Below are 26,297 nucleotides of genomic sequence, written 5' to 3' on the forward strand. Positions count from 1 at the left end.
AGATGCAGAGCCGGCTCCCCATCCTCGTCTTCGCGCTTGTCATGGCGGCGATCCCGTTTGTCCCGGGCATGCCGCCGTTCTGGATCGTGCTGCTCGACAATATCGGCCTTGCCGCCCTGGTCGCGATGGGCCTCGTGCTGCTGACGGGCGTCGGCGGCCTGACCTCGTTCGGACAAGCCGCCTTCGTCGGCTTTGGCGCCTACACCACCGCGGTGCTGTCGACGAGCTACGGCCTGTCGCCCTGGCTGACGCTGCCGTTGTCGCTCGTGGTCAGCGGATCGCTGGCGGTGCTGCTTGGCCTCGTCACCGTCCGCCTCTCCGGCCACTATCTGCCGCTCGGCACGCTCGCCTGGGGGCTCGGCCTGTTCTATCTCTTCAGCAAGCTGGAGTTTTTGGGCCGCAACGACGGCATCTCGGCGATCCCGCCGCTGTCGATCGGCGCGTTCAAGATGCTCTCGCCCGGCTCGATCTACTACGCGATCTGGGTCGCCGTGATCCTCTCGGCCCTGCTCACGATGAACCTGCTGGACTCCCGCACCGGCCGCGCCATCCGCGCGCTCAGGCGCGGCCATGTCGCCGCCGAGGCGTTCGGCGTGCACACGCCGCGGGCAAAGCTGCTGGTGTTCATCCACGCCGCGGTGCTCGCCGGTCTCTCCGGCTGGCTCTATGCCCACCTTCAGCGCGCAGTGAACCCGACGCCGTTCGGCGCACAGGCCGGCATCGAATATCTCTTCATCGCGGTGGTCGGCGGCGCCGGCTATGTCTGGGGCGGCGTGCTGGGCGCGGCGATCGTCGTAGTCCTGAAAGAGGTGCTGCAAAGCTATCTGCCGCTGCTCCTGCCGGGTTCCGGCCAGGTCGAGACCATCGTGTTCGGCATCATGCTGGTGGCGCTGCTCCAGCTCGCGCCCGGCGGCGTCTGGCCCTGGCTGATGTCGTTCCTGCCCGAGCCTACCCGCGGCAGGAAGCCGGACACCTCGCTGAAGCTGGAGCAGCGCACCCGCGCGCCCGGCGAGGCCAGCGTCCTGCTCCAGGTCGAGAAGGCACGCAAGCAATTCGGCGGCGTGATCGCGGTCAACAACGTTTCCTTCGAGGTCCAGGCCCGCGAGATCGTCGCGCTGATCGGGCCGAACGGCGCCGGCAAGAGCACGACGTTCAACCTGATCACCGGCGTGCTGTCGGCGACCTCAGGCTCGATCTCGGTGCTCGGCAAGAGGCTCGACAACGCGCCGCCGCAGGAGATCGTCAAGCTCGGCATCTCCCGCACCTTCCAGCACGTGAAGTTGGTCCCCGACATGACGGTGCTGGAGAACGTCGCGATCGGCGCACATCTGCGCGGCCATTCGGGGCCGATCTCCTCCATGCTGCGGCTCGACCGCGCCGACGAGGCAAAGCTGCTCGCCGAGGCCGCCCGCCAGATCGAGCGCGTCGGGCTTGCCGACCAGATGCACCAGCTCGCAGGTTCGCTCTCGCTCGGCCAGCAGCGCATCGTCGAGATCGCGCGCGCGCTGTGCGTCGATCCGATGCTGCTGCTGCTCGACGAGCCGGCCGCCGGCCTGCGCCACATGGAGAAGCAGCAGCTTGCCAGGCTGCTGCGCGAATTGCGCGACGGCGGCATGAGCGTGCTGCTGGTCGAGCACGACATGGGCTTTGTCATGAACCTCGCCGACCGCATCGTCGTGCTCGATTTCGGCACCAAGATCGCGGAGGGCACGCCCGCCACGATCAAGACCAATCCCGAAGTGATCAAGGCCTATCTCGGAGTGGCGGCATGAGCGCGCTGTTGTCCGTCACCGACGCGCATGTCGCCTATGGCAAGGTCGAGGCGGTGCGTTCGGTCTCGCTCGAGGTCGGGGCGAACCAGATCGTCACCATCGTCGGCGCCAACGGCGCCGGCAAGACCACGCTGCTGTCCGCCATCATGGGCATCCTGCCGCTAAAAGGCCGCGTCGCCTTCGCAGGGCAGGACCTCGCCCGGCTCGACATCGAGGACCGCGTCGCGATGGGCCTCGGCCTCGTCCCGGAGCACCGCGAATTGTTCGTGACCATGAATGTCGAGGACAATCTCGAGCTCGGGGCCTTCCGCATCGAGCGGAGCAAGTCGAAGGCCTCGATGGAGCGGGTCTACACGCTGTTCCCGCGGCTGAAGGAGCGGCGCAAGCAGCTCGCCGGCACGCTCTCCGGCGGCGAGCAGCAGATGCTCGCGATGGGCCGCGCGCTGATGGGCGAGCCGAAGCTCCTGATGCTGGACGAGCCGAGCCTCGGTCTCGCCCCGATCATCGTCGCCGACATCTTCCGCATCGTCACCGAGCTGCGCACCGCCGGCGTCTCGGTGCTGCTGGTCGAGCAGAACGCGCAGGCCGCGCTCAAGATCGCGGACCAAGCCTATGTGATGGAGCTCGGCGAGTTCGTGCTCAGCGGCAAGGCCAGCGACATCGCCGCGAACGAACGCGTTGCGGCGAGCTATCTCGGCTTCCAGCACGAAGGCGCGAGCGTTCTGTAGGTCCGAGGCGTCGCCACGAACTCAACTGTCATCGTCCGCGAAGGCGGACGATCCAGTACTCCGAGAAGACTGTGGTCGAATCGATAGGTCGCGGCGTACTGGATGCCCCGCCTCCGCGGGGCAGGACACCGAAGAATACGACGAGATTCGCACCTAGATGCTCGCCACCTTCTCACCCCTCAACGCCGCCACCTCCGCTTCCAACTCGGCGATCCGCTGATCCCTCGCCGCCAGCGCGGCCGCGACATCCGTCGCATCGAACTTCTGCGGAATGTGCTGCGGGCAGTTGGTGTCCCAGGCCGCGATCTTGAACAGGATCACCTGCTCCGGCCGCGCGCGATATCCCTTCGGCATCAGCGACGTCGTCAGCGCATCGTCGTCCTCCACCACGCGCGCCTCTCCCCAGATCTTCACCCGGCGGCGGTGGGCGTAGTCCATCACGAAGATGTAGGCCTTGGGATTTTCGGACAGGTTGCCTTGCGTGATGTACTGCCGGTTGCCGGCGTAGTCCGTGAAAGCCAGCGTCTGCTTATCCAGCACCTTCAAAAACCCCTTCGGGCCGCCGCGGTGCTGGATGTAGGGCTGGCCATCGGCCGAGGCGGTGGCGAAATAAAAGCTGTTGGCGTCGGCCAGGAACCCCGCGAGGTTCTCATCGACCTCGGTGCGCCAGCCGCGCTGCTCGGCATGGGCATAGCCTTCGCGCGATCCCTTTCGGGTCTGGATCGATTTCACCGCCGGCGTGAACGCCACGTCGCTGGCGTAGGTGAGGGTTGCCGTCATCGGAACATCTCCTGGAATCCCGGCGCATTTCTGCGTCTTTCGGCGATTAAAATGGACCTTTCGGCGTCTAAAACAATCCGCCGGCTTGACACTTCATCATTGCAATATATGCAATAATGCCATGGACCGCCTGGAAGCCATGCACGTCTTCATCACCGTCGCCGATCTGCGCGGCTTTGCGCCGGCGGCGCGCAAGCTGCACCTGTCGCCCTCGGCGGTGACGCGGCTGATCGCGGCGCTGGAAGAGCATCTCGGCGCCCGGCTGTTGCAGCGGACCACGCGGCAGGTGACGCTGACCGATGTCGGCACACGCTATCTGGAGCGCGCGCGGCGCATTCTCGCCGATGTCGAGGAGGCCGACGGCTCGGCGCGGGAAGAGCGTAACCGGCCGAGCGGGCGGCTGGTGGTGTCGGCACCGGTCGGCTTCGGCCGGCTGCATGTCGGGCCGGTCATGACCGCCTATCTGAAGCGCTATCCCGAGGTTGCCGGCGAATTGCGGCTGTCCGACCATCTCGTCAATCTCGTGGAAGACGCGGTCGATGTGGCGGTGCGGATCGGCCATCTCGCCGATTCGTCCCTCGTCGCGCGCCAGGTCGGCGAGATGCGGCGGATCGTGGTGGCCGCGCCCGGCTATCTGAAGCGCCATGGCGAGCCGAAGACGCCGGAAGCGCTCGCCTCGCACCAGACCATCCAGTTCGGACCATCCGCCAGCTGGCATTTCATGCAGGACGGCCGCGACATCGAGGTGACGACGAACCCGCGTTTCACCAGCAATAGCGCTGACGCCGCCCTGCAATATGCCGAGGCCGGCGGCGGCGTCACGCGGGTGCTGGCCTATCAGGCCGCCGAGGGCTTGAAGCGCGGCCGGCTGAAGATCGTGCTGGCGAAATACGAGCAGCCGGCGCTGCCCATCCATGTCGTCTACCCGACCTCGCGCCTGCTCTCGGCCAAGGTGCGCGCGTTCGTCGATCTCGTGGTGGAGACGGCGGAGTGGCGGTTTGGGTGAAGGCGGTCATTCCGGGGCTCGCAAAGCGAGAACCCGGAATCTCGAGATTCCGGGTTCGATGCTTTCGCATCGCCCCGGAATGACAGCTAGCCCTTCTTCGGCACCACCCGAAACGTCCCGCTGGCCCGCGCTATCACGACGTCGTCGGCCTTGACCAGGCACTGCGCGAAACAGATCGTGCTGCCGGTCTTGATCGCCTCGCCCTCGACCGCGAGCCATTGGCCGATTTCGGCGGCGCCGACAAAGTCGACCGACAGCGAGATCGTGACGAAGGACGTCGTCCAGCCGGTCGCCTGTGCGCAGCTGTAACCCATGGCGGCATCGGCGAGCGCCGCGATCAGTCCGCCATGGATGAGCCCGCGCGCGTTGGTGTGCGGCTTGGCCAGGCGCAGGCCGATGATCACGGCCTTGTCGGCCTTCTTCGAGTAGAGCGGCTCCCAGGGATCGGTGAGCGGGGCTTTGCGGAAATGCGGCTCGAAGCCGGCGGGAATGTCGGTGGCGGTCATGGCTGTCTCGCGTTGCTGGTTGCCAGCATTGAACGCGATGGGCGTGGCGGACGCATCACCTACAAAGTTTTAAACGGAATTTGCGCGGGTGTTTGAAACGGGCGGCGGCGTTGCGAGGAATGCAACGCCCGTAGGGTGGGCAAAGGCGCAACGCGCCGTGCCCACCATCTCTCCACAAACACAGAGCTGGTGGGCACGCTTCGCTTTGCCCACCCTACGGCACTTCTCTAAAACGGCAGCCCCACATAATTCTCCGACAGCGACGACATCGCGGCCTGCGACTGCGTGACGTAGTCGAGTTCGGCGAGCTGGATGCGGGCGCCGATGGCGCCGGTGTCGGGGAATTTGTGCAGCATCGAGGTCATCCACCAGGAGAAGCGCACCGCCTTCCAGACGCGCGCCAGTGCCTTGGCGGAATAGGCGTCGATGCCGGCGCTGGACTTCTCGTCGTAGAATTCGCGCAGCGCGCTCGACAGATAATGCGCGTCGCTGGCCGCAAGGTTCAGTCCCTTGGCGCCGGTCGGCGGCACGATGTGGGCGGCGTCGCCGCACAGGAACATCCTGCCGAAGCGCATCGGCTCGGCGACGAAGCTGCGCAAGGGGGCGATGCTCTTCTCGATCGAGGGACCGGTGACGAGGCTGTCGGCGGCCTCCTGGTCGAGCCGACGCTTCAATTCGTCCCAGAAGCGGTCGTCGGGCCACTGGTCGACATGGTCGTCCAGCGAGCACTGCACATAGTAGCGGCTGCGCTTCATCGAGCGCATGGTGCAGAGCGCAAAGCCGAGGGCATGGTTGGAGTAGATCAGCTCGTGGCTGACCGGCGGCGTCTCGGAGAGAATGCCGAGCCAGCCGAACGGATAGACCCGCTCGAACTCCTCGATCGCCGAGGCCGGAACGCTGGCGCGGCTGACGCCATGAAAACCGTCGCAGCCGGCGATGAAATCGCAGTCGAGCGTGTGGGTGACGCCGTCCCTGACCCAGGTTACGCGCGGGTGACTGCCGTCGAAATCATGCGGTCGCACGTCCTTGGCCTCGTAGACCGTATCGAGGCCGGCCGCCTTGCGCGCGTTCATCAGGTCGAGCGTGACCTCGGTCTGGCCGTAGATCATGACCGTCTTGCCGGTCGCGGCCTTCATGTCGATGCGATGACGGCGGCCGGAAAAGGCCAGCTCAATGCCCTCATGCACCAGGCCTTCGGCATGCGCCCGCACGCCGGCACCGACCTGGTCGAGCAGCGCGACGGTTCCCTCCTCCAGAAGACCGGCGCGGATGCGGCCGAGCACGTAGTCCGGGCTCTGCCGCTCCAGGATGAAATTGTCGATGCCGTAATTGTGCAGCAGTTGCCCAAGCAACAATCCAGCCGGCCCGGCCCCGATGATTGCGACTTTTGTCCGCAATACTTGCTCCTCCCGATCCTGTAGGCTTTCGTCGCGGCTCGCTTGTCGCGATGATCCGCGCAAGTTAATTATATCATATAACGGTTGGGCAAAAGGGGAGTGCTGGTCGCACTAGCAGCGACAAATCCATGCAACATGGCTGACGTACAGGACGCGACAACGTGCGCGCCAATTCCGGCTTGAACGCGCCGGCCAATTAGATAACATGTTAAATAACGAGACCGGGCCATCGAAGCCCGCCGTCGAAAACAGGGAGAGACGTGTGATGAGGAAAGCCTGTCTGGCTTTGTTGCTCGCAGCAAGTGTGACGCCGGCGTTGGCGCAGGACAAGACCTTCGACTTGAAGATCTCGCACTGGGTGCCGGCATCGCACCCGCTGCAAAAATCGCTGGAAGACTGGGTGACCGCGGTGAACAAGGATTCCGGCGGCACCATTACGGGCAAGGTGTTTCCGGCCCAGCAGCTCGGCAAGGCGTTCGATCATTACGACATGGCGCGCGATGGCATCGCCGATGTCACCTATGTCAATCCCGGCTATCAACCCGGCCGCTTCCCGATCGTCGGCGCCGGCGAATTGCCGTTCCTGATCTCGGATGCCAAGGGCGGCTCGATGGGGCTCGACGCCTGGTATCGCAAATATGCCGAGAAGGAGATGAAGGACGTCAAATACTGCCTCGCCTTCGTCCACTCGCCCTCCTCCTTCCATTCCAAAACCAAGAAGATCGTGGTGCCCGAGGACGTGAAGGGGCTGAAGATCCGTCCCGCGCACGCCACCATGGCGAACTTCGTCACCTCGCTCGGCGGCACCAATGTGCAGTCCTCCGCGCCCGAAGTGCGCGACATCATCGAGCGCGGCGTCGCCGACGGCGTCACTTTCCCATGGGGTTCCCTCGTGCTGTTCGGCATCGACAAGGTGACCAAGTACGACATGGAGGCGCCGCTCTACACCACGACCTTCGTGTTCGTGATCAACAAGGACAAGTACAATGCAATGTCCGACAAGCAGAAGGCCGCAATCGACAAGAACTGCTCGGTCGAGATGGCCGGCGTGGTCGGCGAGCACTGGGGCAAGTTCGAGGACGCCGGCGTCGACAAGGTGAAGGCGGAAGAGGGGCACGAGGTCTACAAGCTGACACAAGAGCAGACCGCGGCCTGGAAGAAGGCGGCCGAGCCGCTGGTCAAGACCTGGGGCGACGGCGCCAAGAAAGCGGGCGCCGATCCGGACGCCGCGCTGGCGGATTTGAAGGCCTCGCTGAAGAAGTACAACGCGCTGGCGGAGTAGCGCTTCGTTGAAACAGATGCGGCGGCGAGAGACATCTCGCCGCCGTCATTCTGCAAGTGCGCTGTTAGGAGCGCACGACGCTTCCTCCCCCTCTCCCCGCCTGCGGGGAGAGGGTTGGGGTGAGGGGGAGTCTCCGCGGGGACGGTGAAAGTTGGACTCGCGGAGAGCCCCCCTCACCCGGAATCGGCGCTTGCGCGCGCATTCCGGCCTCTCCCCGCAAGCGGGGAGAGGCGAACGACCGCCTTCTGAGCCGAGAGCGAGAATGACATCACACAGGACACACCCATGAAGCGCGCCTGGATGGATCGCTTTATCGACACGATCGAATGGATCGCGGCCGGCTTCGTCGGCCTCGTCGCGCTCGACATCTTCGTGTCGGTTCTGCTGCGCAACACGCTGAACTATTCGATCCCCGACAGCTTCGACATCGGCCGCATGCTGCTCGGCATCCTGATCTTCTGGGGCATCGCCGCGACCTCCTATCGCGGCACCCACATCACGGTCGACCTGGTCTGGGGCAATGTCGAGCCGCGCTATCAGCGCTGGATCGACGTGTTCGCCACCCTGGTGCTGCTGTTCGTCGTCACGGTGCAGACCTGGACCCTGTTCGACAAGGTGCGCGGCACCTACAACGACAATGTCCAGACCTTCGACATGCACATGCCGACCTGGCCGTTCTTCGCGATCGCCTGGATCGGCGACGTCTCCGCCGTGCTGCTGATCGCGATCCGCACCTACCGGCTGATCTTCCATCCCGAAGAGATGCACGACCCCAAGCTGAAGGCGACGGAGTAATCATGAGCACCGATGCCGTCGCCGTAATCGGCTTCGTTTCCCTGTTTGCGTTGATGCTGCTGCGCGTGCCCGTCGGCATGGCCATGGGGCTCGTCGGCGTCTCCGGCTTCTCCTATCTGGTCGGCGCCACGCCGGCGCTGAAACTGGTCGGCCAGACCTCGATGCGCACGGTCACCGACTACACGTTCGGCGTCATCCCGATGTTCCTGCTGATGGGCTCCTTCGTCAGCAATTCCGGCATGAGCCGCGAGCTGTTCCGCGCCGCCAACGGCTTTGTCGGACATTTGCGCGGCGGGCTCGGCATCGCCACCGTCGGCGCCTGCGGCGGTTTTGCCGCGATCTGCGGCTCCTCGGTTGCGACCGCCGCGACCTTCTCCGCCGTCGCCTACCCCGAGATGCGCCGCTTCGGCTATCCGCAGTCGTTCGCGACCGGCGTGATCGCGGCCGGCGGCACGCTCGGCGCGATGCTGCCGCCCTCCACCGTGCTGGCGGTCTACGGCATCATCACCGAGCAGGACATCGGAAAACTCTTCATCGCCGGCATCATTCCGGGCCTGCTGGCGATGACCATGTACATGATCACGATCGCCCTGATCGGATACTTCCGGCCGGACTTCCTGCCCAAGGGCAAGGTGCTGCCGTGGCGCGAGCGCTTTGCCGGCCTGAAGGAGATCTGGGCCCCGGTCCTGCTGTTCGTCTTCGTCATCGGCGGCCTTTACGGCTTGCCCTTCCTGCCGCGCTTCACGCCGACGGAAGCCGGCGGCGTCGGGGCCGCCGGCGCCTTCATCATCGGCGTCGTCACCGGCCGGCTCGACCGCGAGAAGATTTTGGCCTCGCTGCTCCAGGCGACGCGCACCGCCGCCGCGGTGTTCACCGTGCTGATCGGTGCGCTGATCTTCGGCTATTTCCTCACGGTGACGCAGACGCCGCAGAAGGTGACGGAATTCCTGACCGGCCTCGGCCTTGGCCCCTACGGCGTGCTGGCACTGATCATGGTGATGTATCTCGTGCTCGGCTGCCTGATGGACGCCATGGCGATGATCATCCTCACCGTGCCGATCATCTTCCCCGTCATCATGCATCTCGGCTTCGACCCGATCTGGTTCGGCGTCATCATCGTGATGACCGTCGAGCTCGGCCTGATCCACCCGCCGGTCGGCATGAACGTCTTCGTCATAAAAAGCGTGGTGAAGGACGTCTCGTTCTCCACCATCTTCAAGGGCGTGATCCCGTTCGTGGCGACGGATCTGGTGCGGCTGGTGATCCTGATCGCCTTCCCGCTGCTGGCGACGTGGCTGCCGACGCGGATGATGGCGCACTGATGATGGATTGAATGCGGGCTCTCGCCGCAACGGCGGTGATCTCCCTCGCCCCGCTTGCGGGGAGAGGGCTGGGGTGAGGGGGAGTCTCCACGGGGACGGTGACAGTCGGACTCGCGGAGACTCCCCCTCACCCGGAATCCGCGCTACGCGCGCATTCCGGCCTCTCCCCCAGGCGGGGAGAAGCGAAGACACCGGCGCCTTCTGACCGTGTGACCGTTGGAGTGACACATGACCCCCACCCTCGACACCAAATACGTCTTCACCATCACCGCCCGCATCGGCGACGTCGTCACCGCCGGCGAGACCGGCGTCGGCGTGCGCCGCATCATTCCGATCATCGGCGGCGAGGTGAAGGGCGCGGTCACCGGCAAGGTGCTGCCGTTCGGCGCCGACTTCCAGACCATCCGTCCCAACGAGCTGATCGACCTCGAAGCGAAATACGCCTTCGAGACCGCCGACGGCGCCATCGTCTATATCGAGAACAAGGGCATCCGCTTCGGCCCGGTCGAGCTGCTGCAAAAGCTCAAGCGCGGCGAGCCGGTCGATCCGAAACTGATCTATTTCCGGACCGTGCCGCGATTCGAGACCGGGCATGAAAAGTATCGCTGGCTGATGGAGCACATTTTTGTAGCTTCAGCCGCACGCCACGCGGACCGCGTCGTGATCGACGTCCATCAGGTGATGTGAGGAATCGGTCTTTGACCCAGGGCGAACCTGGTTCAGAATGTGATCTGCACCAAGTTGTGCAGACCACGGGAGTCCCACCATGTCTCTTATGGCTTCCAGCGAACCAGTCCCCCAACACACCTTCGACTCCGCCGAAATGGGCGCCATCGCTCATCTCTACCGCGGCGAGGTCTATCGATCGACGATCTGGCGAACGCGGCTCGACAACACGACCAATTGGGCGATCGTCACGATGGGCATCGCGCTGTCGACGACATTTTCGAGCCCGGAGGCTTCGCCTCTACCACTCGTGCTTGTCGGACTGCTCCTTGCCGTGTTCCTTGGTATGGAGGCGCGGCGTTATCGCTATTTCAATGTCTGGCGTGCCCGGGCTCGTTGGCTGGAGAGGAATTTCTATGCGCCAATCTTCACCGGTGAAGCGCACGACGATAGCTGGAAGGCCGTTCTCGCGCGCGACTACACTGCGCCCCGCCATCACATTTCATTTGTCCGCGCTACCGGACGGCGGTTGCGTCGCAACTACGTCTGGATATTCGCCATCCAGGCGACAGCCTATTACGGCAAGATTGCAATCCATCCGACGCCTGCAATGACCTTGACGGAACTTATCGATCGCGCCGCCGTCGGACCGATTCCCGGCTGGGTCGTTCTGATCGTAGGCTTTGCCTACAATTTCGGGTGGCTGGCGTTTGCGCTCGGCACGATGTGGCTCGACCGACGCGAGCACGGGACCAAGGGCGACCGGGTGGCGATGGGCTGATGACATCGGCGGCTACCCGTTCCCCGGGGGAGCCGAGACGAGCGTAGCTGCCCCGACGCCAGGGAGGGCCTCCCTTGTTGACTCCTTGTAAATTCGTTATACAACATAACTATTCTGATAAGGACGCAAATGACACAGGGAAACGCCGAGACCGCTGACGCGGGTGCCTCCGGGCTGTTGAGGATCGAGCGGGCGGACAGGGTTCTGACCGTGGGCCTGAACCGGCCGGCCAAGCGCAATGCGCTCAATGACGGCATCATCCTGGAAATCGGCGAGTGCTTTGCGTCCCTGCCCGAGGATATTGGCGCGGTCGTCATCCACGGCATCGGCGACCATTTCTCGTCCGGCCTCGACCTGTCCGAACTGACGGAGCACGACGCGACCGGCGGGCTGCTCCATTCGCAGATGTGGCACCGGGTGTTCGACCGCATCCAGTATAGCCGCGTGCCCGTGATCGCCGCGCTCCGGGGTGCCGTGATCGGCGGCGGGCTGGAGCTCGCCTGCGCCGCCCATATTCGCGTCGCCGAGCCCTCGACCTATTTCGCGCTGCCGGAGGGGCAGCGCGGAATCTTCGTCGGCGGCGGCGGCTCGGTGCGGCTGCCGCGGCTGATCGGCGTTGCCAGGATGATGGACATGATGCTGACCGGCCGCGTCTATAGCGCGACCGAAGGCGCTTCCTACGGCTTTGCGCAATATCTGACCGAAGCCGGCAACGGGCTCGGCAAGGCGCTGGAGCTTGCGACCAAGATCGCCTCCAACGCGCCGCTGACGAATTTCGCCGTGCTCCAGGCGCTGCCAATGATCGCGGAAGCCAATCCGCAGACCGGCCTGTTGATGGAATCGCTGATGGCCACCGTCGCCCAGAGCGACAAGGAGGCAAAGCGCAGGATCCGCGAATTCCTCGAGCACAAGACCGCCAAGGTGAAGCCAAAGTCATGAGTGCACAGCCGTCCTCTTCCGGCACGGAGCGCGGCGCAAGCACTTTCCCGCTGCGGCCGATTTCGTTCGGCGATCCCGTCGTCAATATCGAACGGCGCGAGGACGGGACGATCTACCTGCGGCCGAAGCAGCCGCTCGGCGACTATCCCGTCCGCATCACCGACCGCCTGCATCATTGGGCGACGACGACGCCGGACCGCGTCTTCATGGCGGAGCGCGAAGGCGGCCGCGGCTGGCGCAAGATCACCTATGCCGAGCTGCTCACCGCGAGCCGGCACATCGCCTCGGCGCTGATCCAGCGCGGCTTGTCGGCGGACCGGCCGGTGGTCATCCTCTCCGGCAATTCGATCGACCATGCGCTTTTGGCTTTCGGCGCGTTCTATGCCGGCGTTCCATTCTGCCCGGTATCGCCGGCCTATTCGCTGGTGTCGAAGGATTACGGCAAGCTCTCCTATCTGATGAAGCTCTTGACGCCCGGCCTCGTCTTCGCCGAGGACGCCGACAAGTTCTCAGATGCGCTCGCTGCCAATGTTTCGCTCGGCACCGAGATCGCCGCCTCCTACGGCCATGTGGCGGGCCGCGACGTCACGCTGCTCGCCGACCTCATGGCGACGCCGATCCGCGGCGATCTCGACGGCGTCCACGGCAAGATCGGCCCCGATACGATCGCGAAATTCCTGCTGACGTCGGGCTCGACCGGCAATCCCAAGGCCGTCATCAACACCCAGCGCATGATCTGCGCCAACCAGGTGATGCTGCGCGAGACCCTGGCCTTCCTCAAGGACGAGCCGCCCGTCATCATCGACTGGCTGCCCTGGAATCACACCTTTGGCGGCAACCACAATATCGGCCTGACGCTCTACAATGGCGGCTCGATGTATCTGGACGCCGGCAAGCCGATGCCCGGCGGCATCGAGGAAACCGTGCGCAATCTCCAGGAGATTTCGCCGACCGTCTATTTCAACGTGCCGAAGGGCTATGAGTCGCTGCTGCCCTATCTGCGCGACGACCAGGGCCTGCGCGCGAAATTCTTCGACCGGCTGCATGCGATGTTCTTCTCGGGCGCGGCGCTGTCGCCATTCGTCTGGGACAGCCTCGACGAGCTCGCGGTGAAGGAAAAAGGCTATCGCGTGCCGATGCTGACCGGCCTTGGCGCGACCGAGACCGCGCCGTTCTTCATGTCGGTCAATCCGCGCACCAGCCGCTCCGGCCATGTCGGCCTCCCCGTCTCCGGCAACGACGCCAAGCTGGTGCCGAACAACGGCAAGCTCGAGGTCCGCGCCAAGGGGCCGAACGTGATGCCCGGCTACTGGCGCCAGGCGGACATCACCGCAAAATCCTTCGACGAGGAAGGATTCTACAAGTTGGGCGACGCGCTCAAGCCTGCCGATCCCGATGATCTCAACGCCGGCTTCGATTTCGACGGCCGCGTCAGCGAGGACTTCAAGCTCGCGAGCGGTACCTGGGTCAGTGTCGGCCCCTTGCGCGCGCGCTTCGTTGCGGCCTGCGCACCGCTGGTGCGCGACGTCGTCATCGCCGGCATCAACCGCGACGAGGTCTCCGCGCTGGTCGTGCTCGACCTCGACGGCTGTAGGCTGGTCAACCCGACGCTGCCGGCCGACGACCTCGTCGTCGCGACGCGCGACCGGCTGGTGCGCGAGGCCTTTCGCGAGCGCCTGACCCGTTTCCTCGGCTCGGCTACCGGTTCCTCGACGCGGATCACGCGCGCGATCCTGATGGACACGCCGCTCTCGATCGACAAGGGCGAGGTCACCGACAAGGGTTCGATCAACCAGCGCGCGGTGCTGGAGCATCGCGGCGCGCTGATCGACGAGCTCTACGCTGCCAATCCATCGGACCGTGTGATATCGGTCGGCTAAGAAATCATCGCTACAGGAGGACGCCATGTTGTTGAAGGATCAGGCAGCCATCGTCACCGGCGGCGCATCGGGGCTGGGCGCGGCGACCGCGCGAAAACTGGCGGCGCAGGGCGCCAAGGTCGCGGTGTGCGACCTCAATGCCAAGCTCGCCGAAACCGTCGCCGCCGAGATCAAGGGCGTGGCGGTGACCTGCGACGTCTCCGACGCCGCTTCCGCTGAAGCTGCGATCGCGCAGGCGACCAAGGCCCACGGCCCCGCGCGCGTGCTGGTCAACTGCGCCGGCATCGGCGTGGCAAAACGCGTCGTCGGCCGCGACGGCCCTATGGCGCTCGCCGATTTCGACAAGGTGATCAAGGTCAACCTGATCGGCACCTTCAACATGCTCCGCCTCGCCGCAACCGAGATGTCCAAGCTCGAGCCGCAGGCGACCGGCGAGCGCGGCGTCATCATCAACACCGCCTCCGTGGCCGCCTATGACGGCCAGATCGGCCAGTCGGCCTATTCGGCCTCGAAGGGCGGCATCGTCGGCATGACGTTGCCGATCGCGCGCGAGCTCGCACAGTTCGGCATCCGCGTGCTGACGATCGCGCCCGGCCTATTCCTCACCCCGCTGCTCGCGAACCTGCCGCAGGAAGCCCAGGATTCGCTCGCGGCCGCGATCCCCTTCCCGCGCCGGCTCGGCAATGCCGACGAGTTCGCCGCGCTCGCGCTGCACATGGTCGAGAATTCGTACCTCAACGGCGAGGTGGTGCGCCTCGACGGCTCGCTGCGCATGGCGCCGAAGTAAATTCATGAGCGATATTGCAGCAGCGTCCTCGACCTTACCTCTCCCATTGGGAGAGGTCGGCCCGCAGCGCCGGGTGAGGGGCTTTGCACTATCGAGAGACCGAAACCCCTCACCCGAATTGCTGCGCAATTCGACCTCTCCCTACGGGAGAGGTGAGAACCGGCCCCAACGAGTACCAACCACATGTTCGTGAACCGGCGCGACGTACAGATCCAATGGGGCGATTGCGACCCCGCCAACATCGTCTATTACCCGCGCTATTTCAGCATGTTCGACGATTCGACCTCGGTCCTGTTTGAGAAGGCCGGCTTCTCGAAGCAGGACCTGGTCCACAAATACGGCCTGGTCGGTATCCCCATGGTCGACACACGGGCCAAGTTCTACATCCCCTCGACCCATGGCGACTGGATCACCATCGAGACGAAGATCGAGAGTATCAAGCGCTCGAGCTTCGAGGTGAAGCACAATGTCTACAAGGCCGCCGATCTCGCCATCGAGGCATTCGAGACCCGCGTCCTGGTCGGCCGCGACCCGGCCAATCCGGAGAAGCTGAAATCGGCACCGTTTCCGGCGGAAATGGTGACCAAGTTCACGGGAAGTTAGATCGGGGAGCTAAATCGCCGCATCACCAAAAGAGGGGGCTGAATTACCCCCCGATTTCTGCTTTCAAAGAAACACGTCAAGGGAGGAACAATAGATGAAACGCTTTTACCTGACCGCCGCGATCGCCGCGGCGACGCTTGCCCTGCCGGCCCTGCCCGCGCTGGCGCAGACCAGCGAAATCACCATCGGCATCACCACCACCACGACCGGCCCGGGCGCCGCCCTCGGCATTCCCGAGCGCAATGCGCTGGAATTCGTGCCGAAGGAGATCGGCGGCGTGCCGCTGAAGGTGATCGTGCTCGACGACGGCGGCGATCCCACCACCGCGACCACCAACGCCCGCCGCTTCGTCACCGAATCCAAGGCCGACATCATCATGGGCTCGGCGCTGACGCCGCCGACCATCGCGGTCTCCAACGTCGCCAACGAAGCCGGCATTCCGCATTTCGGCCTCGCGCCGTTCCCGATCACGCCCGAGCGCATGAAGTGGTCGGTGGCGATGCCGCAGCCGATCCCGATCGTGGGCAAGGTGCTGTACGACCACATGAAGTCGAAGGGTGTGAAGACCCTCGGCTATATCGGCTACTCCGATTCCTACGGCGACCTCTGGTTCAACGACCTGAAGGCGCAGGCCGTGCCGATGGGCATGACCATCGTGGACGAGGAGCGCTTCGCCCGTCCCGATACGTCGGTGACCGGACAGGTGCTCAAGCTCGTCGCCGCCAATCCCGACGCGATCCTGGTCGGCGCCTCCGGCACCGCGGCCGCGCTGCCGCAGACCGAGCTGCGCGAGCGTGGCTACCAGGGCCTGATCTACCAGACCCATGGCGCCGCCAGCATGGACTTCATCCGCATCGCCGGCAAAGCGGCCGAAGGCGTGCTGATGGCCTCGGGCCCCGTCATGGACCCCGAGGACCAGCCGGACGAAGCCGCCACCAAGAAGCCGGGCCTCGCGCTCAACTCGGCCTATGAAGGCAAGTACGGCCCGAACAGCCGCAGCCAGTTCGCCGGCCATTCCTATGACGCCTTCGAGATCCTGAAGCGAGTCATCCCGACCGCGCTGAAGACGGCCAAGCCCGGCACGCCGGAATTCCGCGAAGCGATCCGCCAGGCGCTGCTGTCGGAGAAGGAATTGGCGGCGAGCCAGGGCGTCTACAACTTCACCGAAAAGGACCGCTACGGCCTCGACGAGCGCTCGCGCATCCTGCTCACGGTGAAGAACGGCAAGTACACGCTGGTGAAGTAAGCGCTGCGACAGTTTCGAGACGACGAGAGCTGGCCCGATGGGCCGGCTCTTTTCTTTTGGCTTCCTTGAGGCGACGCTAAGCCGCCTGCCGCAGCGGGGTCCAGGCGAACTCCGGATAGTAATTGTCCATCATGCGGTCGACATAGGCGGTGAGGTTCGGGAAGCCCTCGGCCCGCTGCCGCAAACCGGATTCGAAGAACGGCGTCAGGATTCCGGCGAGTGCGCCGAAGGCGGTGGCATCGACACCGCAGGGCTTGTTGCCCATCAGATAAGCCTTGTCGCCGAGCTGCACCGAAAGCGCGAACAGCGAGCGCACCGCGAGATCGACGTCGTCGTCCGGTGCGTGGCGGCCGAGCCCGGAGAGCAGATAGTTCTCGGCGACACGGAATTGCGCATCCTCGCGCAATTTTTCGCGATTGTGTTCCGGCGCGCCGTCGAAGAAATGCGACGGGCCCTTGGCGAAGTTGATCGGATCGACCCAGCGCGCGCCGACCAGCGCCCAATAGACGTGATGCTCGATCATGCGCTCGAATGCCCAGGCCTGTGCGCGCTCCTGCAACGAGAGCCCGGCGTCGAAATCGAAGCCGTAGCGGCGCTCGATATGGGCGCGGATGAAGGTGGAATCGGCCACCGCCTCGCCGCCGTCGTCGATGAACGGCAGCTGCCCCTTGGGGGAGGCGGGCGGCATCGCGCGCTCCTTCCGGTAGGGCAGTCCCGCCATCTTGAGCTGCACCTCCGTCTTGGTGACGAAGGGGCTGATTTCCGGCAGGCCGAAGCCGGTGCCAAAGCCGTAAAGCGTGATCATAAAGCTCTCCTGAACCACCGAAAGAGTTGACGGAACCTAACCGCGGGCTGCTGCCACCATGGTGGCAGCAGCCGTGATATCTTCTGCGAAACGGGCCCCTCGCCAGGCGCGGCCCATGATGTGGCGGACCAGCGCGTCCGCAGCCTGGATCAGCGAGCGTGTCACCATGGTCGCGAGCGCAACGCGGAGGTCGACGACGGTGAGATCGAAAAACATGAGCCGGCTGAAGGCCAAAGCGTGCAGCACGGCCTGCGCCCGCCACAGCGGACCGGCCGGGCTGAAATGGGTTGGGATGATCATGGACAAATCCTCTTCAGTCGATGTGTTGTCCCGGTATAGACCCCCCCTGCTGCCAACATCCTGTCAGCATCCACGCGCCGGATTTTGAGCGGGCTGCGGTCAGGAATTTGGAAAGAGAATTGTCATGAGACGCGCCGACCGGCTGTTTCAGATCATCCAGGTGCTGAGGCGCACGCGTAAGCCGCTGACGGCGGATGCGATTGCGGCCGAGCTCGAGACCTCCAAGCGCACGATCTATCGCGACATCGCGACACTGATCGGCCAGCGCGTGCCGATCCGCGGCGAAGCCGGCATGGGCTACATCCTGGAAAAGGGTTTCGACCTGCCACCCCTGATGCTGACACCCGACGAGATCGAGGCGGCGGTGCTGGGCGCGCAATGGGTCGCGGGCCATGCCGATTCCACACTGGCGCGCGCGGCCGAAGATCTGATGGCGAAGATCGCCGACACCGTGCCTGAGCGCCTGCGCCCCTTCGTGCTGGAGCCCGCGAGCCGCGCACGGCCGAGCTGGAACAGGGAGCCGGACCGCCTCGACATGGCGCGCACGCGCACCCAGATCCACGAAGGCAAGAAGATCATGCTGCGCTATCGCGACGAGCAGGGCCGCCCCAGCGAGCGAATGATCTGGCCGATCTCGGTCGGCTATCTCGAAGCCGTGCGCCTGCTCGCGGCCTGGTGCGAGCTGCGCAGCGACTTCCGCAGCTTCCGCACCGACCGCGTTGTGGAGGCGACCTATCTCGACGAGAAATATCCGGAGCGGCGCGACGTGCTGCGCGCAAAATGGCGGCAGAGCCTGGTCTGGGGCCCGCCAAAGGACACGTGACGACGATGGAAGAGCCATCCCCCATCGACCTGTCGAGCTGCTGCCAGAGCTGCGGCGCCTGCTGCGGCTATTCGGAGAACTGGCCCCGCTTCTCGATCGAGAGCGACGAGGAGCTTGCGGCGATCCCGGAGGTGCTCGTCAATGCGCGGCAGTCCGGCATGCGCTGCGAAGGCGATCGCTGCTCGGCGTTGCGTGGGGAGATCGGGAAAGAGACCGCCTGCGGCATCTACGCCGTGCGGCCGGAAGTCTGTCGCACCTGCATGCCGGGCGATGCCGAATGCGCAATGGCGCGGCGGAAGTTCGGGCTGCCGATGATCGCGAACCCTTAAGCGGGGACAGCTTCGCTGATCTCGTCGTCGAGCTCGTCATCGAGCGGTGCAAGCACCGAGAGCGGCTTGGTCGACAGCGTGATCGGCTTGCGGCCACCCGACAGCGACGGCGAGGATTTGGCGACGCCTTCGCGCGACAGCGCGTAGAGCGTCGAGCCGACCCGGCCGCCGTTCTCGATCAGGTCGCGCTCGCTGCAGCTGCCCGCGATCGCGACCGCCAGCGAATGCAAATGGCTGCGGCGATAGCAGAACAGCGCCAGCTTCGCGCGTGCGTCAGGGGAAACACTCTCAACCAACCTCGGCAGGCCACTCTCGCTGGCGCGATACATCTCGCCAAGGAGCTCGTCGCGAACCGGGCAGAAATCGCTTTCAAAGGCGTCGCGGCTTGAAAACATTGCAGTTCTCCCTCGTGTGGGGAAGATGCAGCGCAATTCTCTAACGGAAGGTTAACCACCCCTGACGGTAGTCACCCGGGGTTCCTTGCGCCCTCCCCGCGAATCGGAGGCGGCGAGAATTGCCACTTGCCGTCATTCCGGGGCTCGCGAAGCGAGAACCCGGAATCTCGAGATCCCGGGTTCGGTCCTGCGGACCGCCCCGGAATGACCGGTGCAAGCAATCAGTTCGCCGCCATGAAGATGGAGAGGCCGAAGCCGGTCAGGTGATGGAGCGCCTGGTCGACGCCGATCAGGGTCCAGAACCAGGGGTGCGCAAGGTCGACCCCGAAATTGGCGGAGACGAACCCCTTGGCGCGGTCGATCGTGATGTGGATCACGAAATCGATGAAGGCCACGAACCAGAATTTCGGCGCGACGATCAGGATCAGCGGCAGCGCAACCGCAAGGTGAATCAGGCAATGCACCAGGAGCGGCAGGGCCCAGCCGTGCTTCTGGTCCTTGCCATGCGCCATCCAGGCGGTCTGCAGGACGAAATCAGCGATGATGTGCTTGAACGTGAGCAACAACATCCAGCCAATGAGCGCCTCAACCGGAACCGCCGATGACATGGGTGGAAACGACAAAGCTGACGCCCTCATTGAGGTGACAAGAAAAGATTGGAGCGTTCAGCGCAACTTCTTCTCGGACCGGTCAAATCGCCGGGACCTCTGATTTATGACACCTCCCGCACCGGAATGCAGCCGGGGGGAACCGGAAAATCGCCAACTGTGGCTAACTGGTGATAGGATGACCAATCGCCGCGTCGGCGTGGAGTAAGGTTACCTCCGGCTCGAAATTTGCATTCCGGTACCGGCAAGCTATCATTGACGATAGAGAATATCGTTCTTTTTTCAGGCGTTTAAGAATTGCAGGGGCGCACGCAGCGATCGGATCCGCGAGCCGCCCGCGACCCAGAATAAGGCCAGAGTGCTGCCATGAGTACTGAAGGCCCGACCACATCGTCGGTCGAACCGCCGCCCCGGCGCCCCAAGGTGATCAAGACCAATCAGCAGCAGGTCCTGCTGTACGTCGTGCTGACCCTGCTGCTGTCGCTTGCCACCGTCTGGGCCGGCCGCGCGCTGGTGCACAATTCGGAGACGCTGACCTTTGCCGTCGGCGCACCCAACAGCGACGAGGCGCTGTTCGCGGCCAAGCTCGCCGCACTCCTGAAGAACAACGCCTCGCGCTTCCGCATCAAGATCGTCAACAACCCTGACAATGCCAAGGCGCTTGCCCAGTTCGACCGCAAGCAGGCCGACCTCGCCGTGCTGCGCACCGACGCCAAGGTCCCGCTGCGGGCGCGCACGCTCGCGATCCTCGAGCACGACCTCGTGCTCCTGCTTGGACCCGGCAACAAGAAGATCAAGTCGCTTGCCGAGCTGAAGAAGAAGAAGGTCGCAGTCCTCGCCGAGAACGAGTCCTCGCTTGCCTTCGTCCGCCGCATCCTCGACATCCCCGACGGTCCGGACGCCGCCAGGATACAGATGGCGCCGCAGGGCGCAACACTCGACAAGCTGCTTGCGCCGGGAAACGGCTTCGGTGCGGTGATCGCCATCGTCCACGCCTCGAAAGCGGTGCGGGACAAGGCCTATGAGCAGGTCGCCAAACGCGGCGGCTTCACGCTCAACGCAATCGACGAGACCAAGGCGCTGGCACGCAAATTCCCCGGCATTGCCGACGAGACGCTGACGGCAGGGACGCTGTCGGTCTCGCCTGAAATTCCCGACGACGATCTCGAAACGATCGGGCTGGAATGGCTGCTGGTCGCGCAATCCAGGATGTCGGCGGCCACGGCGGGCGAACTCGCGCGCACCGTCTACGAGAACAAGTCGGCCCTCGGGCTCGACAGCGGCTTCGCCAGCAGGATCGAGCCGGCCTCGGTCGAGAAGGACGCCTATGTGATGGCGCATCAGGGCGCGGCCGATTACATCAACGACGACACCAAGTCGTTCATGGATAAATACAGCGACCTGATGTATCTCGGCGCCGCGGCGCTCAGCGTCATCGGATCGATCTTCGCCGCCATCTACGCCAAGATCACCCGGATCGCACCGGAGAAGGCCAGCGAGCTCTCCACCGCCATCCTCGACATCGGCGAGCGCATCGAGCACGCCCACTCCCTGGATCAGCTCGAATGTCTCCAGGACGAGCTGGAAGGCATCCTGCGCGGCGCGGTCATCGGCCTCCGGGACGGCACGATCAGTACCGACGGGCTCGACACCTTCAAGCTCGGCTACGAATTCGTCCGCGACGAGATCGGCATGCGTCGCGACTACCTGAAGCGCCATGCCGGCGAGATCGACGAGACCGCCCAGGATGCCGGCCCTCCCCAGCACGACGACAGCAACGTTGTGGTGGTCAAGACCGCGCAGAGCGCTTGACCCGCCCACCTGGCACTCTCGGGGCAGGCCGGGCGGACGTCTTCCGGGAGGATCAACCGCCGGAACTCGGGAACCCTCCCCATCCGCAACCATTGGTTTCCGGATACAACCGGAGAACGCGCCATGCGTACACTCCTCATGATCTTCCTCGTGGGAATGCTGGCAGCGGTTGGCTATTTCGCTTATTCCGCGATGGCGGTCGAAGGCGAGCCGATCCCGACGGAAGGCTATGTGGCTCTCGCGCTGGGGGCGGGATTTTCCGTCGTCGTGGGCATCGGCCTGATGGTCCTGCTGTTCTTCAGCAGCCGCCGCGGCTACGACGAGCCGCCGCATTTCAGGTAGCGGCGGGACCGGCTGCCGCCCCCCGCCTTCGTCTTCCCATTTGCCGCGGCCCGCGCCCGTCGTTGACGGCCTCGGCCCGGGCAGGCACTTTGACACCGAGGTCCCAGCCGGGACCGCAAAAGCCAAGACTGCTGAAGCGAAGACCGCTAAAGCCAAGACCGCTAAAGCCAAGACCGAGCCACCTTCCCGCATGTTCAAGCCGCTGATCTCCGCTCTGGCCCAGTTCGTGGCCGCCACGGCCGGCCGCAACATGACCAAGGCGGCCTATGTTGCGGTCGGCGTCGGCCTGCTCAGCATGGTGCTGCTGACGGTTGGCCCGGCCTATGAGACGGCGCCCCGCTGGGTCGATGCCCTGCTCTGGGCCTGCCTCGCCTATTTCGTGTTCGAATGGGTCGTCCGGCTGCGCCACATGAGGCGAACCGAGCGCCTTGCGCTCTACATGTCCTCCTCCGCCGGCATCGTCGATGCGATCGGAGCGCTGGCCGTGCCGGTCGCGCTGGTTCTCGGCGTCGAGCTTCGGACGGCCTGGCTGCTCAGCGTGCTCTGGGTGCTGAAGGTGGTGCCGGGCATTCCGGGCCTGCGCCAGCTCCGCCGTGTCCTGGTGCTGGAATCGGGGCCGCTGGTCAGCGTGCTCGTGATCTTCCTGATGGTGGTCTTCCTCGCCTCCGTCGCCGAATATTTCCTGGAGCGGGACGTGCAGCCTCAGACCTTCGGCAGCGTGCCGGCGGCGCTGTGGTGGGCGGTGGTGACCTTGACGACGACCGGCTATGGCGACGTCGTGCCGGTGACGCCTCTGGGGCGCATGGTGGCGGCGCTGGTGATGATCTCCGGCCTCGGCGTGTTCGGCCTCTGGACCGGTATCCTGGCAACCGGCTTTGCCGCGGAGACCCGGCGCGACAATTTCCTCAAGACCTGGGAATCCGTCAGCAAGGTGCCGTTCTTCGCGGCGCTTGGACCGGCGGCCATCGCCGACGTCACCCATATGCTGCGGACCATGGAGCTGCCGGCGCGCACCATGATCATCCGCAAGGGCACGCAGGGCGACTGCATGTATTTCATCGCTGCCGGCGCGGTCGAGGTCGACCTGCCCGGCAAGAAGGTTCAGCTCGGCGAAGGCGCCTTCTTCGGCGAGATGGCGCTGCTCGGCAACAACATGCGCGGCGCCAACGTCTCGACCACGAAGGTGTCGCGGCTCCTGGTGCTCGATCTCGTCGATTTCCGCGTGCTGATGGCGCGGCATCCCGACCTCGCCGAGACCATCGACGCCGAGGCGAAACGGCGCACGCTCGAAAACAGGTAAAGGGAGACAAGAATGTCGGATATAGCCGACGCAGCCTCTGGCCCCGTGCTCGAACGCGACGGCGCGCGGGCCACCATCCGCCTCAATCGTCCCAAGCATCTCAACCGGCTCCAGGCCGAAGATCTAGGCGAACTCGTCGAACTGTTCGACCGGATCGAGGCTGATCCCGCGATCCGCGTGCTGGTGCTGACCGGGACCGGGCGTGCCTTCTCGGCGGGCTATGATCTGAATTCGGTCGCCGAGCGCGCGGTGAGCGCAAGCGAGCAGCAGAGCGCGGGCTCGGCCTTCGAAGCGGTCGTCAACCGGCTGGAGGATCTCGGCGTGCCGACCATCTGCCGGCTCAATGGCGGCGTCTATGGCGGCTCGACCGACCTCGCGCTCGCTTGCGATTTCCGCATCGGCGTCGACACCGCCGAGATGTTCATGCCGGCGGCGCGGCTCGGGCTGCACTATTACCGGAGCGGCATCAAACGCTACGTGACGCGGCTCGGCGTCGACAATGCGAAAAGGCTGTTTTTGACCGCGCAAAAGATCAGCGCGCCGGAGATGCTGCGGATCGGCTATCTCACCGCCATGGTGGCGGTGGAATTCCTCGACGAGGAGGTCGACAAGCTTGCCGGCGTCCTCGCCGGCAACGCGCCACAGGCGATGCGCGGCATGAAGCGCGCCATCAACGAATTCGCCCGCGGCGAATTGGATGAACAAGCCGCCGACCAGCGCCACCGCGACAGCATGCGCGGCGACGAGATCAAGGAAGGCATCAAGGCGTTCGCGGAAAAGCGGCCGCCAAAATTCTGATCACGCCCGCTTCGACCGCATCGCGCGCACCTGCGTGAGCTTGGGATCGCGGACGAGCGCCTGGTAGCGTTTGCTGTCGACGGCGTAAATCGCGATCCGGCCCTCACTGTCGGCATGAACGCCCCAGCCAAAACGCTTGCCCAGGCTCGATGCCCTCATGCACGCCTGCCCCCGGGAGAAGAACGCTTCACGAGCCGCACGCTTCTCCGTCTTCGTCGCCTTCACATCGAGCTCGCGTCCGGGCGCAGACGTCGCGAAGATCACGTCGTCGGACGTGTGTTTGTAGGGTGCCTTGGCGATCATCTCGTATTGCAGGGACGCCACCGTCGGCTTTCCCGCGCGCAGCGGCGGCTCCTCGCCAGTATGCGCCGGACAGTCTTCAGCGACCCGGATGAAGGTGTTGAAGCAGTTGGTCGTGTGAATTGTCATCTGCAACCCTGGATCATTCAACCGCCAGCAGCCGCAGCATGCTGCGCCGCCATCTCGTCATCCGCCGCATTGATCCGCTGGAACGCAGGCCGTGACGTCATCCGCTCGGCATAGCGGACGAAGACGTCCTTTTTCGGCACGATGCCGAACATCATCGTCCAGCTGAACGCGACGCCCCATAGCACGTCTGCTGCTGTCATGCGCTCGCCGAGCAGATACGGCCCCTTCGACAATTGCGCCTCGAGCGCACCCAGCATGGTGTCGTAATCGGCATAGGGCGATTGCGTGATCGGTGCCGGCTCGCGCTGCATGAACTTGTCGATTAAAGCCGGCTCGAACGATGCGCCGTAATAGGCGATCCAGCGCAGATAGGGGCCGCGCAGCGGATCGCCCAGCGCGGGCGTCAATCCCGCCTGCGGAAACAGGTCGCCGAGATAAATGGTGATGGCGACCTGCTCGGTCACCAGCGCATCGCCGTGGCGGATCGCCGGCACCTTGCCGAGCGGGTTGATCGCGAGATAGGCGCCCTGCCGCTGCTCGCCCGCCTTCATGTTGAGGACATGGAGATCGTAGGGCGCCCCCAACTCCTCCAGCAGCACCCGCGTGCCGGTGGCGCGGCTTTGCGGCGAGTAATACAGCGTGATGCGGTTCGGATCGGTCATGGCAGGTCTCCTCGGGCGCCGTCTGGCGATGCGCGCCTTGTAGCGGACCATACCTGACATCCTGTGTCAGGTATGGTTTAAGGGGTCATGCGCGCGAGCCGGATGCTGTCGATCCTCACCACCCTCCAGGCCAGGGGGCAAGTCACCGCGCCCGAGCTCGCGCAAGCCTGCGAGGTGTCGGTGCGCACGATCTATCGCGACATCGACGCGCTCGCGGCATCGGGCGTCCCTGTTTATGCCGACCGCGGCGCGGAGGGCGGCTACCGCCTGCTCGACGGCTATCGCGTGCGGCTGAACGGCCTGTCGCAGAACGAGGCGGAAGCGCTGTTCCTGACCGGTTTGCCGGGGCCGGCGGCAGCACTCGGGCTGGATGCGGCGATGATCGCCGCGCAGAACAAGCTGATGGCGGCACTGCCCGCCAATCTGCGCGCGGACGCCGGGCGGATGCAGGAGCGTTTTCACCTGGACGCTCCCGGCTGGTTCGGCGAGGCGGAAGAACCAAAGCACCTGCGCACGATTGCCGGTGCGGCCCTGCGCGGGACGCTGATCAAGATCCGCTACCAGAGCTGGCGCGCCGAAAAGCAGCGCCGCGTGGCGCCGCTCGGGCTCGTGCTGAAGGGCGGCGGCTGGTATCTCGCAGGGCAGGTCGACGGCAGCGTGCGCACCTATCGTGTCGCGCGCGTGCTCGATTGCACGGCGCTCGACGAGCGCTTCGATCGTCCCGCCGATTTCGATCTCGCCGCCTATTGGCAGGCCGCCACGCTGCGCCTCGAGGCCGAGATGCATCCGAATGTCGCGATCGTGCGGCTGTCGCCGTTCGGCGTGAAACTGCTCGACGCGCTGAGCCAGCCTTACGTCCGGGCGCGCACTCAGATCGAGGACGCCGCCGACGCGGACGGCTGGCGCGTTGCCAGGGTGCCGACCGGCAAGACGTCATGGCACGCCGCGGCCGAATTGCTCCGGCTCGGTCCGGAGGCCGAGGTGCTGGAGCCCGCCGATCTCCGCGAAAAGATGGCCGAGCTGACGCAGGCCATGGCCGCGCGCTATCGCGCGGCGCGGAAAGCATGACGGCGGCGCGACTCGCCGCAGTCGACGAAACAATCCTGAAACACGATTCTCCCCTCGCCCCGTGAACGCATTCGCGTTTCGACCCGACCGAGATGCAGGGACACAACAACGGCCTCGCGCCAACTGGAGAATGAAG

General features: G+C 64.9%; 29 protein-coding genes. 20 read left to right on the top strand and 9 right to left on the bottom strand.

Translation table 11 applies throughout. The features are described from left to right. The first annotated feature begins 2 nt into the window (after positions 1-2). Both ACE10W_RS36825 and ACE10W_RS36830 read left to right on the top strand, forming a co-directional pair. Positions 3-1,772 (top strand): ATP-binding cassette domain-containing protein, encoded by a 1,770-nt coding sequence (locus tag ACE10W_RS36825; RefSeq protein ID WP_011090557.1) that lies wholly within the window; start codon positions 3-5, stop codon positions 1,770-1,772. Beyond that, positions 1,769-2,500: an ABC transporter ATP-binding protein gene (locus ACE10W_RS36830; protein WP_011090558.1), complete on the top strand. Its 732-nt coding sequence runs from the start codon at positions 1,769-1,771 to the stop codon at positions 2,498-2,500. The genes ACE10W_RS36825 and ACE10W_RS36830 overlap by 4 nt, the downstream gene beginning before the upstream one ends. Positions 2,501-2,653: 153 nt before the next feature. Here ACE10W_RS36830 and ACE10W_RS36835 read toward each other — a convergent pair whose 3' ends face one another. Next, complete coding sequence (locus ACE10W_RS36835) at positions 2,654-3,280, bottom strand: pyridoxamine 5'-phosphate oxidase family protein (RefSeq protein WP_304548856.1); 627 nt, start codon at positions 3,278-3,280, stop codon at positions 2,654-2,656. Positions 3,281-3,401: 121 nt separating this feature from the next. Between ACE10W_RS36835 and ACE10W_RS36840 the strand changes: the two genes are divergently transcribed. Further along, positions 3,402-4,286: a LysR family transcriptional regulator gene (locus tag ACE10W_RS36840; protein WP_304548858.1), complete on the top strand. Its 885-nt coding sequence runs from the start codon at positions 3,402-3,404 to the stop codon at positions 4,284-4,286. 86 nt (positions 4,287-4,372) lie between these two features. On the opposite strand, the gene ACE10W_RS36845 is transcribed toward ACE10W_RS36840, so the two are convergent. After that, a complete protein-coding gene (locus ACE10W_RS36845; protein WP_028173792.1) occupies positions 4,373-4,792 on the bottom strand; it encodes a PaaI family thioesterase in 420 nt (139 codons plus the stop codon). A gap of 227 nt (positions 4,793-5,019) precedes the next feature. Next, entirely contained in the window at positions 5,020-6,189 is a 1,170-nt protein-coding gene (pobA, locus tag ACE10W_RS36850) for a 4-hydroxybenzoate 3-monooxygenase (RefSeq protein ID WP_304548862.1), read from the bottom strand. A gap of 265 nt (positions 6,190-6,454) precedes the next feature. On the opposite strand from pobA, the gene ACE10W_RS36855 reads away from it, so the two are divergent. From ACE10W_RS36855 to ACE10W_RS36900, 10 genes are all read left to right on the top strand, one after another. Further along, a complete protein-coding gene (locus tag ACE10W_RS36855; RefSeq protein ID WP_375762444.1) occupies positions 6,455-7,471 on the top strand; it encodes a TRAP transporter substrate-binding protein in 1,017 nt (338 codons plus the stop codon). A 285-nt stretch (positions 7,472-7,756) separates the two neighbouring features. Next, positions 7,757-8,266, top strand: coding sequence for a TRAP transporter small permease (locus ACE10W_RS36860; RefSeq protein WP_011090564.1), 510 nt, complete (start codon positions 7,757-7,759; stop codon positions 8,264-8,266). Positions 8,267-8,268: 2 nt separating this feature from the next. After that, a complete protein-coding gene (locus ACE10W_RS36865) occupies positions 8,269-9,588 on the top strand; it encodes a TRAP transporter large permease (protein WP_304548868.1) in 1,320 nt (439 codons plus the stop codon). A gap of 228 nt (positions 9,589-9,816) precedes the next feature. Next, positions 9,817-10,275, top strand: coding sequence for a DUF3237 domain-containing protein (locus ACE10W_RS36870; protein WP_304548870.1), 459 nt, complete (start codon positions 9,817-9,819; stop codon positions 10,273-10,275). 79 nt (positions 10,276-10,354) lie between these two features. Next, positions 10,355-11,035 (top strand): DUF2270 domain-containing protein, encoded by a 681-nt coding sequence (locus ACE10W_RS36875; RefSeq protein ID WP_011090567.1) that lies wholly within the window; start codon positions 10,355-10,357, stop codon positions 11,033-11,035. A 129-nt stretch (positions 11,036-11,164) separates the two neighbouring features. After that, the gene (locus ACE10W_RS36880; RefSeq protein WP_011090568.1) at positions 11,165-11,974 is read left to right on the top strand and encodes a crotonase/enoyl-CoA hydratase family protein; all 810 of its coding nucleotides are present in this window, start codon (positions 11,165-11,167) and stop codon (positions 11,972-11,974) included. Further along, the gene (locus ACE10W_RS36885) at positions 11,971-13,854 is read left to right on the top strand and encodes a feruloyl-CoA synthase (RefSeq protein WP_304548873.1); all 1,884 of its coding nucleotides are present in this window, start codon (positions 11,971-11,973) and stop codon (positions 13,852-13,854) included. Before ACE10W_RS36880 ends, ACE10W_RS36885 begins: the two co-directional genes overlap by 4 nt. 25 nt (positions 13,855-13,879) lie before the next feature. Beyond that, positions 13,880-14,641 carry an SDR family NAD(P)-dependent oxidoreductase gene (locus ACE10W_RS36890; protein WP_011090570.1) on the top strand — a complete coding sequence of 254 codons (762 nt, stop codon included), beginning with the start codon at positions 13,880-13,882 and terminating at the stop codon, positions 14,639-14,641. 183 nt (positions 14,642-14,824) lie between these two features. Further along, a complete protein-coding gene (locus ACE10W_RS36895) occupies positions 14,825-15,244 on the top strand; it encodes a thioesterase family protein (RefSeq protein ID WP_271552637.1) in 420 nt (139 codons plus the stop codon). A gap of 94 nt (positions 15,245-15,338) precedes the next feature. Then, complete coding sequence (locus ACE10W_RS36900) at positions 15,339-16,490, top strand: ABC transporter substrate-binding protein (RefSeq protein WP_011090572.1); 1,152 nt, start codon at positions 15,339-15,341, stop codon at positions 16,488-16,490. A gap of 76 nt (positions 16,491-16,566) precedes the next feature. Here the strand turns inward: ACE10W_RS36900 and ACE10W_RS36905 are convergent, their stop codons facing one another. Continuing rightward, complete coding sequence (locus tag ACE10W_RS36905; protein WP_011090573.1) at positions 16,567-17,295, bottom strand: glutathione S-transferase family protein; 729 nt, start codon at positions 17,293-17,295, stop codon at positions 16,567-16,569. A 36-nt stretch (positions 17,296-17,331) separates the two neighbouring features. Then, on the bottom strand, positions 17,332-17,595 hold the full coding sequence (locus tag ACE10W_RS36910) for a hypothetical protein (RefSeq protein WP_011090574.1): 264 nt from the start codon (positions 17,593-17,595) through the stop codon (positions 17,332-17,334). Between the two features lie 124 nt (positions 17,596-17,719). Here ACE10W_RS36910 and ACE10W_RS36915 point away from each other — a divergent pair, with 124 nt between their 5' ends. Further along, the gene (locus ACE10W_RS36915) at positions 17,720-18,418 is read left to right on the top strand and encodes a YafY family protein (RefSeq protein ID WP_011090575.1); all 699 of its coding nucleotides are present in this window, start codon (positions 17,720-17,722) and stop codon (positions 18,416-18,418) included. 5 nt (positions 18,419-18,423) lie between these two features. Further along, positions 18,424-18,747, top strand: a complete 324-nt coding sequence (locus ACE10W_RS36920; protein ID WP_304548879.1) for a YkgJ family cysteine cluster protein — start codon at positions 18,424-18,426, stop codon at positions 18,745-18,747. Here the strand turns inward: ACE10W_RS36920 and ACE10W_RS36925 are convergent. Together ACE10W_RS36925 and ACE10W_RS36930 are read right to left on the bottom strand one after the other, a co-directional pair. Then, entirely contained in the window at positions 18,744-19,142 is a 399-nt protein-coding gene (locus ACE10W_RS36925) for a hypothetical protein (protein WP_028173785.1), read from the bottom strand. The genes ACE10W_RS36920 and ACE10W_RS36925 overlap by 4 nt on opposite strands. Before the next feature lie 221 nt (positions 19,143-19,363). Then, positions 19,364-19,711, bottom strand: a complete 348-nt coding sequence (locus ACE10W_RS36930) for a DUF3307 domain-containing protein (protein ID WP_049832502.1) — start codon at positions 19,709-19,711, stop codon at positions 19,364-19,366. Between the two features lie 405 nt (positions 19,712-20,116). Here ACE10W_RS36930 and ACE10W_RS36935 point away from each other — a divergent pair, with 405 nt between their 5' ends. The 4 genes from ACE10W_RS36935 to ACE10W_RS36950 all read left to right on the top strand — a co-directional run bounded on the left by ACE10W_RS36935 (position 20,117) and on the right by ACE10W_RS36950 (position 24,002). Next, entirely contained in the window at positions 20,117-21,562 is a 1,446-nt protein-coding gene (locus tag ACE10W_RS36935; protein ID WP_304548880.1) for a TAXI family TRAP transporter solute-binding subunit, read from the top strand. Positions 21,563-21,685: 123 nt separating this feature from the next. Next, complete coding sequence (locus tag ACE10W_RS36940) at positions 21,686-21,904, top strand: hypothetical protein (RefSeq protein WP_028173782.1); 219 nt, start codon at positions 21,686-21,688, stop codon at positions 21,902-21,904. Positions 21,905-22,094: 190 nt separating this feature from the next. Beyond that, on the top strand, positions 22,095-23,204 hold the full coding sequence (locus ACE10W_RS36945) for a cyclic nucleotide-gated ion channel (RefSeq protein WP_011090580.1): 1,110 nt from the start codon (positions 22,095-22,097) through the stop codon (positions 23,202-23,204). A gap of 12 nt (positions 23,205-23,216) precedes the next feature. Beyond that, positions 23,217-24,002, top strand: coding sequence for an enoyl-CoA hydratase/isomerase family protein (locus ACE10W_RS36950; protein WP_060908891.1), 786 nt, complete (start codon positions 23,217-23,219; stop codon positions 24,000-24,002). Here ACE10W_RS36950 and ACE10W_RS36955 read toward each other — a convergent pair whose 3' ends face one another. Then, positions 24,003-24,431 carry a DUF6157 family protein gene (locus ACE10W_RS36955; RefSeq protein WP_011090582.1) on the bottom strand — a complete coding sequence of 143 codons (429 nt, stop codon included), beginning with the start codon at positions 24,429-24,431 and terminating at the stop codon, positions 24,003-24,005. 17 nt (positions 24,432-24,448) lie between these two features. After that, complete coding sequence (locus ACE10W_RS36960; RefSeq protein ID WP_304548882.1) at positions 24,449-25,093, bottom strand: glutathione S-transferase family protein; 645 nt, start codon at positions 25,091-25,093, stop codon at positions 24,449-24,451. Positions 25,094-25,180: 87 nt separating this feature from the next. On the opposite strand from ACE10W_RS36960, the gene ACE10W_RS36965 reads away from it, so the two are divergent. Further along, positions 25,181-26,161 carry a YafY family protein gene (locus ACE10W_RS36965; RefSeq protein WP_028173778.1) on the top strand — a complete coding sequence of 327 codons (981 nt, stop codon included), beginning with the start codon at positions 25,181-25,183 and terminating at the stop codon, positions 26,159-26,161. The last annotated feature ends 136 nt before the right edge of the window (positions 26,162-26,297 follow it).

Origin of the sequence: Bradyrhizobium sp. B025, assembly GCF_042257955.1 — a bacterium.
In the GTDB taxonomy this organism is placed as follows: domain Bacteria; phylum Pseudomonadota; class Alphaproteobacteria; order Rhizobiales; family Xanthobacteraceae; genus Bradyrhizobium; species Bradyrhizobium diazoefficiens.